At 57.1% G+C, this 16,883-nt stretch carries 14 protein-coding genes; 7 read left to right on the top strand and 7 right to left on the bottom strand.

The window, feature by feature from the left end; genetic code table 11:
• Positions 1-61 precede the first annotated feature (61 nt).
• The 6 genes from AC4FIC_RS08815 to AC4FIC_RS08790 form a co-directional block, all read right to left on the bottom strand.
• Positions 62-952, bottom strand: coding sequence for an amidohydrolase family protein (locus AC4FIC_RS08815; protein ID WP_273284235.1), 891 nt, complete (start codon positions 950-952; stop codon positions 62-64).
• Positions 953-1,068: 116 nt separating this feature from the next.
• Complete coding sequence (locus AC4FIC_RS08810; protein ID WP_100256085.1) at positions 1,069-2,115, bottom strand: 4-oxalomesaconate tautomerase; 1,047 nt, start codon at positions 2,113-2,115, stop codon at positions 1,069-1,071.
• Positions 2,108-2,779 (bottom strand): 4-carboxy-4-hydroxy-2-oxoadipate aldolase/oxaloacetate decarboxylase, encoded by a 672-nt coding sequence (locus AC4FIC_RS08805; protein ID WP_100256084.1) that lies wholly within the window; start codon positions 2,777-2,779, stop codon positions 2,108-2,110. Before AC4FIC_RS08805 ends, AC4FIC_RS08810 begins: the two co-directional genes overlap by 8 nt.
• A gap of 40 nt (positions 2,780-2,819) precedes the next feature.
• Complete coding sequence (locus AC4FIC_RS08800; protein ID WP_100256083.1) at positions 2,820-4,109, bottom strand: TRAP transporter large permease; 1,290 nt, start codon at positions 4,107-4,109, stop codon at positions 2,820-2,822.
• Entirely contained in the window at positions 4,106-4,618 is a 513-nt protein-coding gene (locus tag AC4FIC_RS08795) for a TRAP transporter small permease (RefSeq protein WP_100256082.1), read from the bottom strand. The genes AC4FIC_RS08800 and AC4FIC_RS08795 overlap by 4 nt, the downstream gene beginning before the upstream one ends.
• A gap of 102 nt (positions 4,619-4,720) precedes the next feature.
• Positions 4,721-5,743: a TRAP transporter substrate-binding protein gene (locus tag AC4FIC_RS08790; protein WP_100256081.1), complete on the bottom strand. Its 1,023-nt coding sequence runs from the start codon at positions 5,741-5,743 to the stop codon at positions 4,721-4,723.
• 275 nt (positions 5,744-6,018) lie between these two features.
• On the opposite strand from AC4FIC_RS08790, the gene AC4FIC_RS08785 reads away from it, so the two are divergent.
• Positions 6,019-7,254, top strand: coding sequence for a LysR family transcriptional regulator (locus AC4FIC_RS08785; protein ID WP_273284239.1), 1,236 nt, complete (start codon positions 6,019-6,021; stop codon positions 7,252-7,254).
• A 46-nt stretch (positions 7,255-7,300) separates the two neighbouring features.
• Here the strand turns inward: AC4FIC_RS08785 and AC4FIC_RS08780 are convergent, their stop codons facing one another.
• A complete protein-coding gene (locus AC4FIC_RS08780; RefSeq protein ID WP_193437318.1) occupies positions 7,301-8,842 on the bottom strand; it encodes a phosphoenolpyruvate carboxykinase in 1,542 nt (513 codons plus the stop codon).
• Positions 8,843-9,585: 743 nt separating this feature from the next.
• On the opposite strand from AC4FIC_RS08780, the gene AC4FIC_RS08775 reads away from it, so the two are divergent.
• From AC4FIC_RS08775 to AC4FIC_RS08750, 6 genes are read left to right on the top strand one after another with little or no spacing between them, the layout of a single operon-like run.
• Complete coding sequence (locus AC4FIC_RS08775) at positions 9,586-11,007, top strand: isochorismate synthase (protein ID WP_476195057.1); 1,422 nt, start codon at positions 9,586-9,588, stop codon at positions 11,005-11,007.
• Positions 11,004-12,725 carry a 2-succinyl-5-enolpyruvyl-6-hydroxy-3-cyclohexene-1-carboxylic-acid synthase gene (gene menD / locus AC4FIC_RS08770; RefSeq protein ID WP_476194440.1) on the top strand — a complete coding sequence of 574 codons (1,722 nt, stop codon included), beginning with the start codon at positions 11,004-11,006 and terminating at the stop codon, positions 12,723-12,725. The genes AC4FIC_RS08775 and menD overlap by 4 nt, the downstream gene beginning before the upstream one ends.
• Positions 12,726-13,496, top strand: a complete 771-nt coding sequence (gene menH, locus AC4FIC_RS08765; RefSeq protein ID WP_100256076.1) for a 2-succinyl-6-hydroxy-2,4-cyclohexadiene-1-carboxylate synthase — start codon at positions 12,726-12,728, stop codon at positions 13,494-13,496. It begins immediately after the preceding gene.
• Entirely contained in the window at positions 13,489-14,346 is an 858-nt protein-coding gene (menB, locus tag AC4FIC_RS08760) for a 1,4-dihydroxy-2-naphthoyl-CoA synthase (protein ID WP_100256075.1), read from the top strand. The genes menH and menB overlap by 8 nt, the downstream gene beginning before the upstream one ends.
• Positions 14,347-14,382: 36 nt before the next feature.
• Positions 14,383-15,411 carry an o-succinylbenzoate synthase gene (menC, locus tag AC4FIC_RS08755; RefSeq protein WP_100256074.1) on the top strand — a complete coding sequence of 343 codons (1,029 nt, stop codon included), beginning with the start codon at positions 14,383-14,385 and terminating at the stop codon, positions 15,409-15,411.
• Positions 15,412-15,416: 5 nt separating this feature from the next.
• A complete protein-coding gene (locus AC4FIC_RS08750; protein ID WP_273284444.1) occupies positions 15,417-16,853 on the top strand; it encodes an AMP-binding protein in 1,437 nt (478 codons plus the stop codon).
• Positions 16,854-16,883 lie beyond the last annotated feature (30 nt).

The raw sequence follows: 16,883 nt of genomic DNA, 5'->3' as shown, positions 1-16,883 counted from the left end.
CATTCGATTGGTTGCATTCGAGTGGTTTCGATCCTGACCTCTTTTTGGCCTCAGGCTGCGGTTATCGACTTGCGCCATCGGACCAATAGAGGCGCATCGGATTGTCGACCAAGAGCTGCTGCTGCAGATCGGCCGTCGGCGCAATCTGTGGAATGACATCGACCAGCTGACCGTCATCGGGCATATGGCTGGTCATATTGGGGTGCGGCCAATCGGTACCCCACAAAACCCGATCCGGGAAGCGCTCTACCAGGGTACGGGCAAAGGGCACCACATCGGCGTAGTCGGCTGCGGGTCCTAGGTCACTTAGGCGTTCTGGGCAACTGACCTTGGTCCACATATTGGGGTGGTCTTGCAACAAGGCAATAAAGGCCTGAAAACCGTCGGCGTCGACTCCGGCCGCTATATCGGGTCGGCCCATGTGGTCGATCACCACCGGGCAGTTAAATTGTTGTAGCAACGGGGTTAGCTCGGCCAGATCTGGCGCCTCAAAATAGACCACTATGTGCCAGCCGAGCGGTTCGATCTTGGCTGCAATGGCTAGAAAATCGGCCCAGGGCGTGGTGTCGACCAAGCGCTTGACAAAGTTAAAGCGCACCGCGCGCACACCCGCTCGATCCATTGCCTGCAGTTCTGTCACGCTGATCGACTTATCGACCACCGCGACTCCGCGTGCTAGTTCGCCGGCCGACGCCAAGGCGTCGACCATGGCCGCGTTATCCTTGCCATGGCATGAGGCCTGAACGATCACATTGCGGCTAAAGCCTAAATGATCCCGTAGCGCAAACAGCGCAGCCTTGCCGGCATCGTTCGGAGTGTATTTACGCTCCCCGGCGAATGGGAATTCGGCAGCGGGGCCAAAGACATGGCAATGGGCATCGACTGCGCCCACCGGGGCAACAAAGGCAGGTGTGCGCGGCGCGGGGTGATAGTTTAATAGATCGGTACTCATTCAGTGCTCCAAATCATTAGCCTGGGGTGGCCCCTGATACGCGATAGGCGTTGCAGGCTTTCGCTTGTTAGTAAGTGTTTACTTTTAGCATGAGGCCCTTTAAAAAAGGTTACACCTTAACTAAATACCTGGCCGTCCATCAACTTGCGGGCGCTCAACACCATGGCGACCTGGCTGACCTGCTGCTCGGCATCTCGGGTTAAAACCACTTGGGTGCTGCCACTTGGATGTTCGATGGCAATCTGATCACCCTGCTCTTGGGCAAGTTCATGGGCAACCGAATCGACGATGGCGCAGGCTGTGGCAACCGAGACGGCCCCGAGCACGCCAATTGAAGCGTGGGCACGATGGGGAATAAAGGTTTGGGTGCGCACCGCCCCGCCAGCTTGGGCCGCGCTGATTAGTGTCATCTTTGGCACCGTCTTATCGGTTACATCGCCCAGATTCATCAGATAACCAGCCTGCAGGCGAATGGCTTCCAAGCGCGCTTTTAGACCACTGTTGGCATCCAGTTCGCTCCGGCCTTCAGCCCCGGTGAGGCCAAAATCTTTGGCGCGCAACAGGACACAGGGCATGCCATTGTCGATTAGGGTCACACGATGACCGTCGACCGTATCGAAGGCATTACCGGTGGGCAAGAGTGCCCCGCAGCTGGACCCGGCGGTGTCGGAAAAACTGATCAAGACCGGTGCACTGGAACCTGGCACCCCATCGAGTTGGGTATTGCCCTGATAATTCACCTGACCTTCAGGGGTTTGGACCTCTGCGATGGCAATCTGCCCGGTGTTTTCCATGTAGATGGTCAAGTGGGTCAGGCCATCGCCCGCTGTGACCAGACCACGTTCAATAGCGAAAGGCCCGACGCCGGCTAATATATTACCGCAGTTCTGAGCATCGCTTACCAAGGCCTGGTCCACATATACTTGCAAAAACAAATAGTCGATGTCGATACCGGGCCGATTCGAGCGCTGAATGACTGCAACCTTCGAGGTCAATGGGTCTGCGCCGCCCATGCCATCGATCTGGCGACGATCTGGCGAGCCCATAATGCGCAACAAGAACGCATCGCGCTGTGCCGGATCGGCTGGCAGATCTTGTGCTAAGAAGTAACCGCCTTTGGAAGTCCCGCCGCGCATCCACATGCAGGCGGTCGCATTACTCATAGATTAGACCCTTTGCGGCTAGACGCTCGCGCATCGAATAGATATCGAGCCCCAGCTCGCCGCTGGCCATCCGTTCGCGTTTGGCCGTCTCCTCACGCACCCGCTGCTGCGCCTTGACAAGGACGGCTGCGGCATCTTCGCGGCGGACCACACAAACACCATCATCATCGGCGACGATCACATCGCCTGGGTAGATATGTGCCCCGGCACAGACCACCGGCACGTTGACCGAACCCAGGGTCTCCTTAACGGTCCCTTGGGCAAACACCGAACGTGACCAGACCGGAAAACCCATCTCGGTCAGGTCGGCAATATCGCGTACCCCGGCGTCGATGATCAGGCCCACGCCACCGTGGGCCATCAACGACGTGGCCAGCAGGTCACCAAAGTAACCGGCATTGGACGGCGAAGTGGACGCCAGCACCAGCAAGTCGCCGGGCTGCACCTGTTCGATGGCGACGTGCACCATCCAGTTGTCTGCCGGCGGCGCCGAGATGGTCACGGCGGAACCGGCCAGCTTGGCACCGCGGTAAATCGGCCTCATATAGTCGGCCAATAGGCCAATCCGGCCCTGGGCCTCGTGCACGGTGGCCACGCCGCATTCGGCTAAGCCGGCGATGACCGCCGGATCGGCACGCAGAATATTCTGTACGACTTTATGCATAATTGCCTCCTCGGGTGGCCGCTCGGCAACCCGTCTGTTGTTAATTCACTAGGCCCAGGGCCAGGAATGGAAAGCCGATAATCAGTCCGAGGCGCACTATGTCTGATATAACGAAGGGCACGACGCCCTTGAAAATTTCGACGATACTGACATCCTCTGCGACCGATTTAATCACAAACACATTCATGCCAATCGGCGGCGTAATCAGCCCCAGCTCTACGGTGATCACCGTAATAATACCAAACCAGATCGGGTCGAACCCAGCCTGCATCGCCAGGGGGAAGACCACCGGCACGGTAAGCAGCAACATGGCAATGCTGTCCATGACCATACCGAGCACTATATAGAGGGTCAGGATACAGAGCAGAATCAGCGCCGGACTGAGATCCATGGATCCGACCAGTTCGACTAGGGCAAAGGACACCCGCGACACGGACAGAAAGTAGCCGAAGATATTGGCACCGATCACCATAAAGAAGATCAGTGTGGCCATAATCAGGGTTTCCTGTACCGCGTCAGTGAAATCCTGAAAGGATAAACCGCGGTACAAAGCAATCAACAGCGTACCAAAGGCGCCCACAGCGGCCGCTTCGGTGGGCGTAAAGATGCCACCATAAATACCACCGATAATCAGCGCGAAGACCAGACCGAAAGGCAAGACTCCCTTTAGGCCCATAATCTTTTGGCGCAGCGTGGTTGCTTCACCTGGCTGCGCCAGTTCAGGCTTAAGCCACACGGTGACCGCAATGGCCACCATATAGAGCAGCAAACCCAAGAGACCCGGCATCACCCCGGCGATAAACATATCGCCGACCGACTGCTCGGTCAGCAGGGCATAGAGCAGCAACGCGATCGAGGGCGGAATCATAATGCCTAGGGTGCCGCCGGCGGCCAAGGTGCCCGTGGCCAATGACGAGGCGTAGCCATTCTTTTTCATTTCCGGCAGTGCCACCTTGGCCATGCTGGCGGCGGTGGCCAAACTGGACCCGGAGATGGCAGAAAAGATGCCACAAGAGGTTACAGCGGCTAAAGCCATGCCACCGCGCCAGGCACCAAAGAGCGTTTTTGCGCCATTAAACAACTCGCTCGACATGCGCGCTTTAGAGGCGAACACCCCCATCAAAATAAACATCGGGATCGGACTAAAGCTGTAGTTGGTTAAGGTATCCATAGCACCGCTTTCAAGAATCGAAACGGCCGGACCAAAGGCCACCACCCAGCCAAACCCGATAAAACCGGTTAGTGCCATGGCCAGGGCAATGGGCATACGCAGCGCGATCGCTCCGAGCATACCGGCCATACAGAGCAGGCCTATCAATTGGGAACTCATACCACATCTCCATCACGTTGGTACCACAGCGAATAGGCCAGAGATAGACCGCGCAGGGCGAGCATGGCCATGCCAACGGCGGCCACGGTGTAGATCGAGCTCATCGGCACCAGCAAATCCTGGGTAGTTTCGCCGGTCAGCCGTGCGGCACTGGCTGAGTGCAACAATCGATAACACATCAGAGCACCAAAGATGCCAAAAAACAGGGTAAAAAAGGCTGCTATTCGGGCCTTGGTGGCCACCGATAAGCCTTCGGTAAAGAGCTCCACGACTACCTGGCCGCGGTCGAGGCAATAGGGCATGCTGAACACCATGGCGAATAACAGACCATAGCGCACCAATTCAAAACTGCCGGTAAAGGTCAGATCGACAGCCCCATCGGTCATACCAAAGAGGGTCCGAGTGCTGATATCGGCTAACACCGACACCATCATTGAAACCAGGCAGATACCACCCAGCACGTTTAAATAGAAGGATAATAGACGAACAGTAGCGATCAACTGACGCACAGTAAGACTCCTGTGATACTGAAAACCTGTCAGCGGCTAAATTAAAGCACTGCGCTGACAGGGTATTTGAGAACGATCTAGCGATCGTTCAGCTGGCTGGCCTTAGGCCTTACATTCACCGCTCAGTTCGATGGCGCGGTCGTAGACCTCACGACCGGGGATGCCACGGGATTCAAGATCGTCTAAGTAGGCTTTGCTGGCGCGTTCAACTGGACCTTTCCAGGCCGGGTTATTGGTGCCGCCTTCGATCTGAATGATTTCGTGACCGGCCGCTACGGCTTGAGCACGACCCTTCACATCAAGATCATCAAATACCATACCGGCCTTGACGGCCCAATCCATGCCGCTATTGGCATCAATCACTGCTTTGTTTTCAGCAGACAGGCTATCGTAGACGCTATTGTTCATGGTGACGATAAAGGTGAGCGTGTACATACCGCCAACTTCGGTATGGCTATCAGACAGTTCATTCAAGCGGAACGACAAGGCGCCTTCCCACGGCAAGGCGACACCATCGATCACACCGCGTTGCATAGCGGTGTAACTTTCCGGCGCGGCCATACCAACTGGCTGAGCACCCAGTTCTTCGAGGATACCGGCGACCACGGTGGTCGGACGGCGAATGCGTAGACCTTTCAGATCGCTTGGTTCCTTGATTGAAGCGCCCTTAACATGGAACAGACCGGCACCGTGGGTGAACATAAAGACGGGATGGGTATCGGTAAATTCACTGGCCAAGGTGCCCTCGTCAAATAGCTTCTGGACCACACAAGAACCCTGCTTGCCATTTTCAACGACGCCCGGCAATTCAACGACCTGGGTCAGCGGAAAACGGTTTGCGGTGTAGCCCAGTACCGTTGCAGTCACGTCCATGATGCGATTCTTAACCGCATCGTATTGAGCCGGTGGCGCGGCCAACGTGCCGCTCGGATAAACCTCAACCTTGATGCGGCCTTTGGATTCCAGCTCGATAGTTTTCGCCCAAACATCCATCAATTGAGTATGGGGACCGGCGACTGCGGGCCACAAATGTCCGACACGCAAGGTCACATCAGCGGCCTGGACGGCGATACTAGCGCCGCTCAGAGCGCAAACTAATAGGGTGGTTGAAAACAGCTTCTTCATCGTGAGTACCTCATAATTTTTGTTATAGCACCCTAATATAAGAGTGATTTTAGGCTTTCCAGACCGATAGACCTTACGCGCCAGAACTCTGGACGCCGTGTGGGGCGGCTAGGATCTCGATTTAAGTGAACTCCTCGAATGGCCGGTTTAAACCCGGCCTTTATTCACCTATTAAGTATCTGTGCTCCCAGACCGCAATACCATTCATATTTTCTTTACAAGGTATTAGTTTATGTTATAAGTTTATTTTATTGCAGACTTCAAACAGGGGCGTCATGAAAATAATTTCTTTGAATTTCAGGCACTTACGGGCTTTCAAAGAAACCGCCCAATTGCATAGCGTCAAGGCGGCTGCAGAAAACATCTTCCTCACCCAGTCGGCCGTGACTCAGGCCATCGCCCGGCTGGAGACCTACCTCGGCATGCCACTTTTTTTACGCCGCCATAACGGTATGTTTCTGACCGACGCCGGTGACCTGTATCTAATCCGCGTGACCCGCGCGCTGAACTATTTAAAACAGGGCGTGCGCGAAGCGTTACGCAGTGGCGAACGGATCCATCCGCAGGCGCGCTCGAAAATCGCCATCGAAGACCAGCTCTCACACGTCCAAGTACGGACCCTGCTCGCCTTACTGCAGACCACCAGCTACAGCACCGCGGCGCGCCACCTAGGCGTGTCACAGCCGTCAGTGTATCGCGCCGCCGGCGACCTGGAAGATCTACTCAACCTCAGGCTGTTTGAAAAAACCAGTATTGGCATCTCACTGACCAAGGCGGCGCGGCGCCTCACCCGTTTTGCCCAGTTAGCACTGCGTGAGCTGGATTTGGCTCAATATGAGCTAGGTGAATTGAACGGTACCGACACCACCAAGATCACCGTCGGATCCATGCCGCTGGCACGCACCTATATATTGCCTGCGGCGATCAACCGACTGGCACAACTGAAGCCCGAAATCCGCATTGAGATTGTCGAAGGCCCCTATGACGATCAACTTCAGCGACTGTTACGCGGTGAACTCGATCTATTAATCGGCGCGCTGCGCATACCCCTACCGAGTACCGACATCGAGCAGGAAACGCTATTTTTAACGCCCCTGTCGATTGTTGGCCGAGCCCAACACCCCTTGACGCAAAGTACTCAACCGAGCCTGGCCGAGTTAGGCCAGTATGGCTGGGTCGTACCGCGCCAGGGTACGCCGGCACGCGCCATGTTCGATCAACTCATTGCCGCCCAACAACCAGCTGTGTACAAGGGGCTGATCGAATGCAGCTCGCAAATTGTGATTCGCCAACTGCTGCTAGACAGCAATCGATTAACCTTTATTTCCCGCCACCAAATTAAGCAAGAGGAGGAATTTGGGTTAATGACGGTCATCGATTTCGATTTGGCTAACACCGATCGGCCGATTGGCATTACCACCCGTAAAGACTGGCATCCAAGCACCACTCAGAAACTGTTTTTAGCAATAGTCCGCAATCTTAGCAGCGCCTTGACCGATAGCGAATCCTAGAGCCAAAAAAGCCCGCACGAGGCGGACTTTTGCTGGCTGCGAGCGGCTAAACTTTCGGCCCGGCCTGCACAATGGCATCGCTGACTTGGTATTTGGCGAAGTTCGCGTGAAACTCCTGGGCCAGCAGTTTGGCTCGCTCATCGAAGGCCGCTGGATCGGACCAAGTGAGTCTCGGATTGAGCAGTCCGCTGTCAACGCCCGGAACGGAAAGTGGAATATCCAGATTCAATTCCGCCACATGCTCGGTTGGGGCGTCTTGAAGCGCACCGCTGGTGATCGCCGAAATCAGCGCCCGAGTGGTCGGGATATCGAAGCGTTTGCCGACACCGAACGGTCCGCCGGTCCAGCCGGTATTGACCATATAGACGGCCGCGCCGCTAGCGACGATGCGCTTCATCAGCAGCTCGGCATATACGCCGGCCGGACGCGGAAAGAACGGTGCGCCGAAACAGGTCGAAAAGGTCGACTTGATCCCTGTGCCCATGCCCACTTCGGTTGAACCCACCAGCGCGGTGTAGCCGCTGAGGAAGTAATAGGCCGCCGCTTCTTTGGTCAGCTTGGAAACCGGTGGCAAGACGCCATTGAGATCGCAGGTTAAAAACACCACCGCGTTCGGCTCAGCCCCCTGGTTGGACAGCTGACGCTTGCCGATATGGCTGAGCGGATAGGCCGCACGGCCGTTCTGGCTCAAGGATACATCGGTGTAGTCCGGTACCCGCTGCTCGTCCAAAACGACGTTTTCCAGGATAGTGCCGAAGTGAATGGCGTCCCAGATCATCGGTTCGTTCTTTTGACTCAGATCGATGGTCTTGGCATAGCAGCCGCCTTCGATATTAAACACGATACCCGGACCCCAGCCGTGCTCGTCATCGCCAATCAAAAAGCGTTCTGGGTCCGCGCTAAGCGTGGTCTTGCCGGTGCCCGACAGGCCAAAGAACAGCGAGGTTTTGCCATCTTCGCCGACGTTGGCCGAACAATGCATGGGTAATACATCTTTGGCGGGTAAGAGAAAGTTTTGTACCGAAAACAACGACTTCTTCATTTCACCGGCGTACTGCAGGCCCGCGACCAACACTTTGCGCTGGGCGAAACAGACAATTACGACGCCATCGCTGTGCGTACCATCGCGTTCCGGATCGCAGACAAAACCCGGGACATTGAGTACTTCCCAAGCCGGCTTGTCGTTGCTGTTCCACTGCTCTGGGACAATAAAGAGATTGCGAGCAAAAATTTGATGCCAAGCCCGCTCGGTGGTAACGCGCAACGGCAGCATGTGTTCAGCGGCGGAACCCACTTCCAGGTGACCGACAAACTGCTCTTTGTCTGCCAGGTATTGCGTCACTCGGTGCCATAGGGCATCAAATTTGTTGACCGCAAAGGGCTGGTTGATGGGACCCCATTGCACCTGGTCACGGATCTCAGCATCGTCAACGATAAAGCGATCTTTAGGCGAACGACCGGTTCGCTCACCGGTTACGGCAACAAAGGCGCCATTGGCGGCAAATTGACCCTCTTCTTTGCGCACGGCAATTTCAAGCAACTTGGTGGTCGGTAAGTCAACGTGAACAAATTGTGTGTTGGCATTCATAATGATTCTCCATGATTGAGTAAACTATTACTGAGCCAGGCATTGGGTTTCCACAGCTATTGTTCGTTGATTTTTAACACGAATTCAGTAGGCGCAGTCTATAGGGTGGCGGCCATCCCTCATAACCAAAAATCGTCAATTAATTACTGACAAACCGCCTGGCAGTCCACCTCGCTGAAACAAAACTACATTAGCCGATACCCTCTAACAGCCACAGATGCTCGCTTGCATCCTGACAGTGCTTTAATTATAGACCGTTTATGAGCCTAAAAGACTGGCACTAATTGACTAGGATCAGATGCCGATACAGTCTTGAGCACCTTTGTTTATAAACTTATTGACAGTTATTCCTTAATAATAGTTCCCTTGCATGAACCCACTATAGAGTTCAACTTGTCATAAAAAAATTTCCACTTGGTATAAATCCATGTGGTGATATTACGAAATAAAGTACCGGTTTAACCCCAATTCAGTAACTTAATTACAGACTCATTTTTTTTCGAAATAATCACTATACTTATAAAATAGGGGCGGCGGATGCGCCCTATTAGACCTGCGCTGTGCGAATTGTCTGCGGCCTCCTGCAAAATTTAATTCGTTTTGACCTCCGAGCGCTGCGGCAACCAAGACAACCGCGCTGGCTAGAACCGATTAGCCTTGGTTTGACTGTGATCAGGGCAATCATCTGAGCGAGTGGTTAGGCTGTAACGCTTATTGACTTATTGAAATAGGGCAAGGGATATATGTCTGAACAATATTTAGAGTCGGGTCGGCCTCAGCTCCGGCCCAAGCCTGCACTGACCAACGGGCCAAAGAACGCCTTTCAACGGGCAGTGCACCAATTGACAAGTCGCCTAGCCCAATTAACCCCCAGTCTAAATCAACTGATTCATATCTCGATCGACATACCCGCTATCGATCTGCTCGGATGGTTGGCCGACAACCCGCACCCGGAGCAATCCTATTGGCAAAATCGGGACAGTCAGTTTGCTCTGGCCGGCTTGGATCGGGCATTGCTGATTGAGGCAACCGAGTTCAGCCAAGTCGACCGAGTTATGGCCGACATCGAGACGGCACTTGAGCGGGCTAGCAGCATCGGAACGGGTGCCGTTTTTTTAGGCGGGATAGGCTTTGACAACGGCATGACAGGGCCTTGGCAGACTTTTAAGGCCGTCAGCTTTCAAGCACCACTGTGCTTTGTGCAGCAACGGCACGGTCAATTCGAGCTCGGCTTTAATCTCTACAGCGCGACGCGCAGCAGTTGGCACCAGCAGACCAAAAGGCTGACCCAACTGTTGGCCGGTCTGTGCTTCGATACCCCACCCAAACCGGTCGCAAAAAATGCCATTGTCCATCGTCAGGACAGCCTGAGTCTGGCGGCCTGGCGTGATCGGGTGGCGCAAACCCTCAGCGCGATTGCGAACGGCCAGATTCAAAAGGCCGTGTTGGCGCGCCGGGTCGACCTGCGCTTGGCCCATGCGGCCAACTTACCCGACCTCTTAAGCCGCTGGCGCGACCTCAACCCCGCCAGTTTCAGCTTCCTACTGAGTCAGTCCGGCACCCGCTTCTTGGGCTGTTCACCCGAACGGCTTTTTGTCCGCCGCCATCAACGGCTCGATACCGAGGCCATTGCCGGCACCCTGCCGCGCGGGCGCAATCGTGCCGACGACTTATTCTACGGTCGACAATTATTGACCGATCCAAAGCTGCGTCGCGAGCACCGGCTGGTGAGTGATTTTATCGGCCAGCAGCTGGCGCCCTTCTGTACCGAGATCGATACCGAGCATAAAGCCCATGTTCTTAAATTGTCGGCGATTCAACACCTTTGTCAGCCGATTCAGGCCAACCTACAGCCTGGCGTGGCCAATCACCAACTGGTGCAGGCCTTGCATCCAACCCCGGCGGTATGCGGTTATCCACGTCAGGCAGCCAAAGACCTGATCGATCGATTGGAACCGGTTGAACGCGGCTGGTATAGCGGCGCGGTGGGGGTTGTATCGGACGCTGGGGCAGAATTTGCTGTCGCCATTCGCTCGGCCCTGTGCCGTGACAATCGGCTCTTTTGCTACTCCGGGGTCGGCATCGTCGACGGCTCGGTTGCCGAACAGGAGTGGTACGAACTCGAGTCCAAGCTGCAGACGCTGCTGGAGCTAATCGAGCAATGAGTCGACCACTGCGCACGCTCAACCAGGTCTGGAGCCAGCTAATTCTGAGTCGGCTCTATGCCCGTGGCGTACGCCAGGTGTGTCTGGCACCGGGCTCGCGCAGTGCACCACTGGTGCTGGCCCTGGTTGAACTGACTCAGGCGCATCCAGATCTGGTTGTGCACTCGCATTTCGATGAACGCGGCCTGGGCTTCTTCGCGCTCGGTCTAAGTAAAGCCCTTACCCAACCGGTGGCCATCCTGACCACTTCAGGCACGGCGGTGGCCAATTTACTGCCCGCCGTGGTCGAGGCCCGGCACTGCCATACAGCACTGATTGTGATCAGTGCTGATCGCCCCGATGAGCTGCTCGGGTGCGGCGCCAATCAGGCCATCGACCAACGCCAGCTGTTTGGCAGCCAGGTGCTCGAGCAACTGTCGCTGCCAACCCCTGATGCCGATAGCGCTTTTGAGCATTGGCTACCCGCCTTGGATCGGTTGTTGAATCAAGCGGGCCCGGTGCATCTAAACTGCCCGTTTCGTGCGCCGCTGTATCCGAGCGAGGCACCGCAAGACTGCGTCATGGCTTTACCGGCCTTACCGGCCTTTACGCTCAGCAGATCCATGCCGCGCAGGGCCCAAGCCGACGTGGACTTGGCGACGCCCCACCAAACCCTGATTGTCGCCGGTCGGCTCAGTCCAAGTGAGGCGGCCCGCTTGCTGGAATATTGCCAACATTATCGGCTACCGATCCTGGCCGATCTAAACAGTCAGCTTCGCCTGCACCCGTCCGAGTGGGTTATTCACTATGCCGATCTGCTATTGAATAACGCGCATTTCGTGCAAACGCTAAACCGATTCGAGCGGGTCATTCAATTCTCCGGCCAGCTCATCAGTAAGCGCCTATTGGCCTGGCTCGGAACCTTTAACGGCGAGCATCTCATAGTCGATGGCCAGCGCGACTATCTCGATCCCAACCACCGGGCCCAGCAGCGGCAGCAGAGCTTACCCGACTTCCTGCGCGAGTTGGCCGCACTGCCACTCGGCTGGCCACCGTGTGCAGAAGTCGTGGCGGCCCTGCAGAGCTGGAATAAACGTGCCGCGGCGCAGCTGCCGGCTCTGATCGGCAGTGAGCTGAGCGAAATCAGCGCGGTGACCCGACTGGTGCAACAACTGCCCGCCACTTGTCGGCTGTTCGCCGGCAACAGTCTGAGTATCCGCTTGCTCGATATGTATGCCGAGCCGGCGCTCGCCTACCCGGTGTTCAGCAACAGGGGGGCCAGTGGTATCGACGGTCTAGTGGCCACGGCCGCTGGCGTCGCTGCGACCGCGGTCGAGCCGCTGGTCTTGGTAATCGGCGATACCTCGACGCTCTATGACCTAAATAGTCTGGCCCTGGTGAACCGAGTTGCAGCCCGAACCGGCCAGGCCATTCTGGTGTTGGTGTTAAACAACAATGGCGGTGCCATCTTTAACCTGCTGCCGGCGGCCCAATTGGGCGCGCTTCATCGAGACTTTTTTCAATGTCCACACGATCTCGACTTTGCCGCGGCGGCGGCCCAGTTTCATCTGGCCTATGCTCGCCCGACGAACTTAAGCGAATTGGACGAACAGATCGATCGGGCGATGCTTCCGGGCACCGCGACCCTGCTCGAAATATCGGTCCCGGCCGCGCAAAGTACGGAACAGATTCGTCAGATCAATCGGCACTTCGCGCAACTCACGGCGGGGGGGGCTTAGATGAGTGTGCGGGGTGCAACTTCCAAGCCGACCTTGGTCTTTATTCACGGCTTCCTCGGCCGCCCCGCTGACTGGCATAGGGTGGTCGAGCAACTGTCGGAGCGCTATCAATGTCTGTTGCTGACGGTGCCCGATCGAGACGAACAGGGTCAACCCTTAGGCGATTGGCAAGGCCTGCTTCGGGCCTGTGAGCACCACTGGACCGCCCTGCTACCGCACCGCTTTACCCTGATCGGCTATTCGCTCGGCGGTCGTATTGCTTTGGCGCTGAGCCAGACCTGGCTAACCCGGTTGGAGGCCCTGGTGCTGGAAAGCGTCCATCCGGGTCTCAGTACCGCTTCGGCCCGCCACCAGCGTCGGCAGCACGACCGCCAATGGTCCGACGCTTTGCGCACCAAACCGCTCGCCCAGACGCTGGATCGCTGGTACCGGCAAGCGGTTTTCGCCCACCTCAGTGAGTCAGAGCGGGCTGAGCTAATCGATTTACGCTCAGCACAGCAGCCCGATCGGTTGGCCGATCTGCTGAGCGCCGCCAGCTTGGCAGGCCAACCCGATTACTGGACCCAGGCGGCGCAACTGCCTCGGCCACTGCTCTATATCAGTGGTGCCCAAGATGCCAAATACGGCGCCCTGGCCCAACAGCTGGCAGCCCGGCGCGCCAATTTAATCTGGCAGCAGATGCCCAATAGTGGTCATAACTGCCATCACCAATCGCCCCAGGTCTATGCCGACTTTCTCAGCTCTTTCTTAACGCAGGTACTCCATGACTAAAACAGATTCGTCTCTTAGCACCATTAAGCCCGGCGCAGCCTGGCAGGATTGTTCGGCCGACTTTAACGATATTTATTTTCATCGGACCGACGGCATCGCCAAGATCACCATCAACCGACCCGAGGTCCGCAATGCCTTTCGGCCCCAAACTGTTCAGGAGATGATCCAGGCCCTGCATCTGGCGCGCTATGATGAGTCGGTCGGGGTAATTCTATTGACCGGCCAGGGCGATCTGGCGTTCTGTTCCGGCGGCGATCAACGGGTGCGCGGTGATGCCGGCTATGCCGATGACAGCGGCGTCTTTCACCTCAATGTGCTCGACCTGCAACGCATGATCCGTTCGTGCCCCAAGCCGGTTATCGCCATGGTGGCCGGCTTTGCCATCGGCGGTGGCCATGTCCTGCATCTAGTATGCGACCTGACCATTGCCGCCGATAACGCCCGCTTTGGTCAGACCGGGCCGAAGGTCGGCTCGTTCGATGGCGGCTTTGGCGCCAGCTATATGGCCAGTGTGGTCGGGCAAAAAAAAGCACGCGAAATTTGGCTCCTGTGTCGCCAGTACGACGCTCAGGAAGCTGCGACCATGGGCCTGGTCAATAAGGTCGTACCATTGGTCGAGCTCGAACGCGAGTCGGTCAGCTGGTGTCGCCAAATCCTGCAGCATTCGCCCATGGCGCTGCGCACACTAAAATCGGCCTTTAATGCCGGTATCGATGGTCAGGCCGGCATTCAAGAGCTGGCCGGTAATGCCACCATGCTGTTCTATATGACCGAAGAGGGCCAGGAAGGCCGGGACGCCTATCTGCAAAAACGGGACCCGGATTTCAGTAAATTTAAACGCCGTCCATAACGCCCAATACTCCCTATACTAGAGAGGCCACGACCGATGCAGTCACTTGCCCTATGGCACTACCGGCGTCCATTCCGGGCGCCGATGCCGCTGCGATCTCGCCGACAGGCTCTGCTCTTGCCGGCACGCGACGGATTGCTCCTGGCATGGCGGGTCGCAGATCGACAGCTTTGGACCGAGGTCGCGCCGCTACCACTGTTTAGCCAGGAGTCGCTGGCCGACGCTCAAGCTGCTCTATTAGCTCTGATGCGCAGCGCAGACATCCTAGATGTCGGCCAACTGGCCCTGCGCTACCCAGACCATGCAACGGGTCTGCCGGCCTCGGTACGGTATGGCCTCGAAACCGGGCTGGCCTGGCTCAGCACGCCCACAACCCAGCCCAAGGACAAGTTCGAGTTCAGCCCCCAACTCTGTGGCTTGGCCTTACCCGGCACGGCACAAACCTCGGCCTTTCGGGTGGTCAAACAGAAGATAGACGGGGTCGATTTTAACCAGGACTGCCAACGCCTGATCACCGCTGTGGCCCAATTGAGTCCCGGCCAGCGACTGCGTATCGACTGCAATCGAAGCTGGTCCTTGGCGCAAGCAATTCAGGCTCTGTCGCCCCTGCCCGTGGCCCAGATCGACTATGTGGAGGAGCCCTTAGAGGCGATGAGCCTGCGCCAATGCCGAGCGCTGCACCGGGCCACCGGCCTGCCCTTGGCGCTCGATGAGAGTTTGCGGGTGGCCAAGGGTGACCTAACCGGCAGCGCACTCGACCGACTCAGCCCCGAGCAATTGTGCGCCTGCGGCGTCCGCGCGCTGGTAATTAAACCCATGTTAACCGGCTTTAGGACCACCCAGGCGCTGCTCGAACTGTGCACGCGGCGGCCGTTACAGGCTGTTTTAAGTTCGGCCTTTGAGAGCTCGGTGGCGCTTAACCACTACTGGCAACTGGCCCGGCTATACCGTCTGAGCGCGGCCCAAGGTTTGGCCACGGCGTGTTTCTTTGCCGACGCAGAGCCGGATCCGCTCGGCACCTTAGTGTTACCGCCGGGCCTCACCCATGTGGCGGATTTGTTTTGACCTCAGTGCAGTGCCTACTCAGTGAAGCAGCCCGACTCTGGCCCGAGGCCCCGGCCCTGATCGATGCCGGCGCGTCTCATTCACTCAGTTTTCGAGCCCTGGATGAACGTGTGCAGGCGCTCTGCGATCGACTCGCGCGGCCGGGCTTGGATCAGGCGATCGATCCGCACGCCGCTCAGAATCGCCTGGTACTGGTCGAGTGTCACACCCGCGTATCCGATCTGGTAGTGATTTTGGCCCTTATCCGCGCCGGTTGGATCTGTGTGCCGACCAGCTTTCGCCATACCGACCGGCAATTGCAGACGCTGGTGCGCACATTGCGCCCGGCTCTGCTGGTGAGCGAGCGACCGCTGGCGGTTGGCTGTCGGCTCTGCCACCCTGTGGCGCTGGAACAGGGTCCGGCCCTAGGCCGGGCAGCGAACCAGCATACCTTCGACGCCGACCAACCGGTCACCGGATTCTTCACCTCGGGCAGCAACGGCACGCCCAAACTGGCGTTACACAGCTACTCGGCCCATCGGGCCAGCGCCGCGGCGAGCCGCCAACGCCTGCCACTTCGACCCGGTGATCGCAATCTGATGAGTTTGCCACTGTTTCATATCGGCGGCCTGGCACCGGTGTTTCGCAATCTATTGGCCGGCAGCACAATGGTCTTCGGGGGCCGCGCCGATGACGCCAGTTTTTTACACCAACAGCAGATCAGTCATCTGTCCTTTGTCAGCGCTCAACTGCGTGCCCTGATAGCGCAAAAACCACAGGGGTTACGCATACCCTATGCCCTAGTCGGCGGCGGACCCATCGATCCGGCGCTGCTTGAATCGGCGCAGCGCGCCGGCATCGAAGGCTGGCAAAGCTATGGTCTCACCGAGATGTCGAGTCAGGTCGCCACCGGCAGTCCCGCGGGTTATTGGCAGGTGTTGCCCGGCAATGAACTGCGTCTCGATGCCGACGGTGCCATCCTAGTGCGTGGCGCCACGAGCTTTCTCGGCTATTGGCGCAATGGCCGCTTGGACCGAAGCTGTTTTTTGCCTGGCGGCTGGTTTGCCACCAAAGACCTCGGCACTTGGCACGACGCTGTACTGTCGATTCATGGCCGTTTGGATAACCTCTTTATCAGCGGCGGCGAAAATATTCAGCCGGAAGAAATTGAGCTTGAACTGCTCCGCCATCCGGCGGTCGAACGGGTACTGGTGTGTTCGGTGGCCGACGTTAAATTTGGTCGTCGGCCGATCGCACTGGTCGAGTTGCACAGCGGCAGCCGCGTTTCCAGCAGCGAATTAAACCGATGGTTGGCGGCCAACTTACCGCGCTTTAAATTGCCGCAACAGTGGTGGCAGCTCCCTAATCGACCGGAATTTACCGGCACTGGCTTGAAAATAAACCGCACTGCGGTACAAACTTGGGTCGACCAACAGGCACATCGATTGACACCCTTGGCCTAAGCTAACGGGCCTTATATTCTGCCAGAAACG

This window comes from Reinekea sp. (genome assembly GCF_982785585.1).
This window is presented reverse-complemented; position numbering and strand designations above follow the sequence as displayed.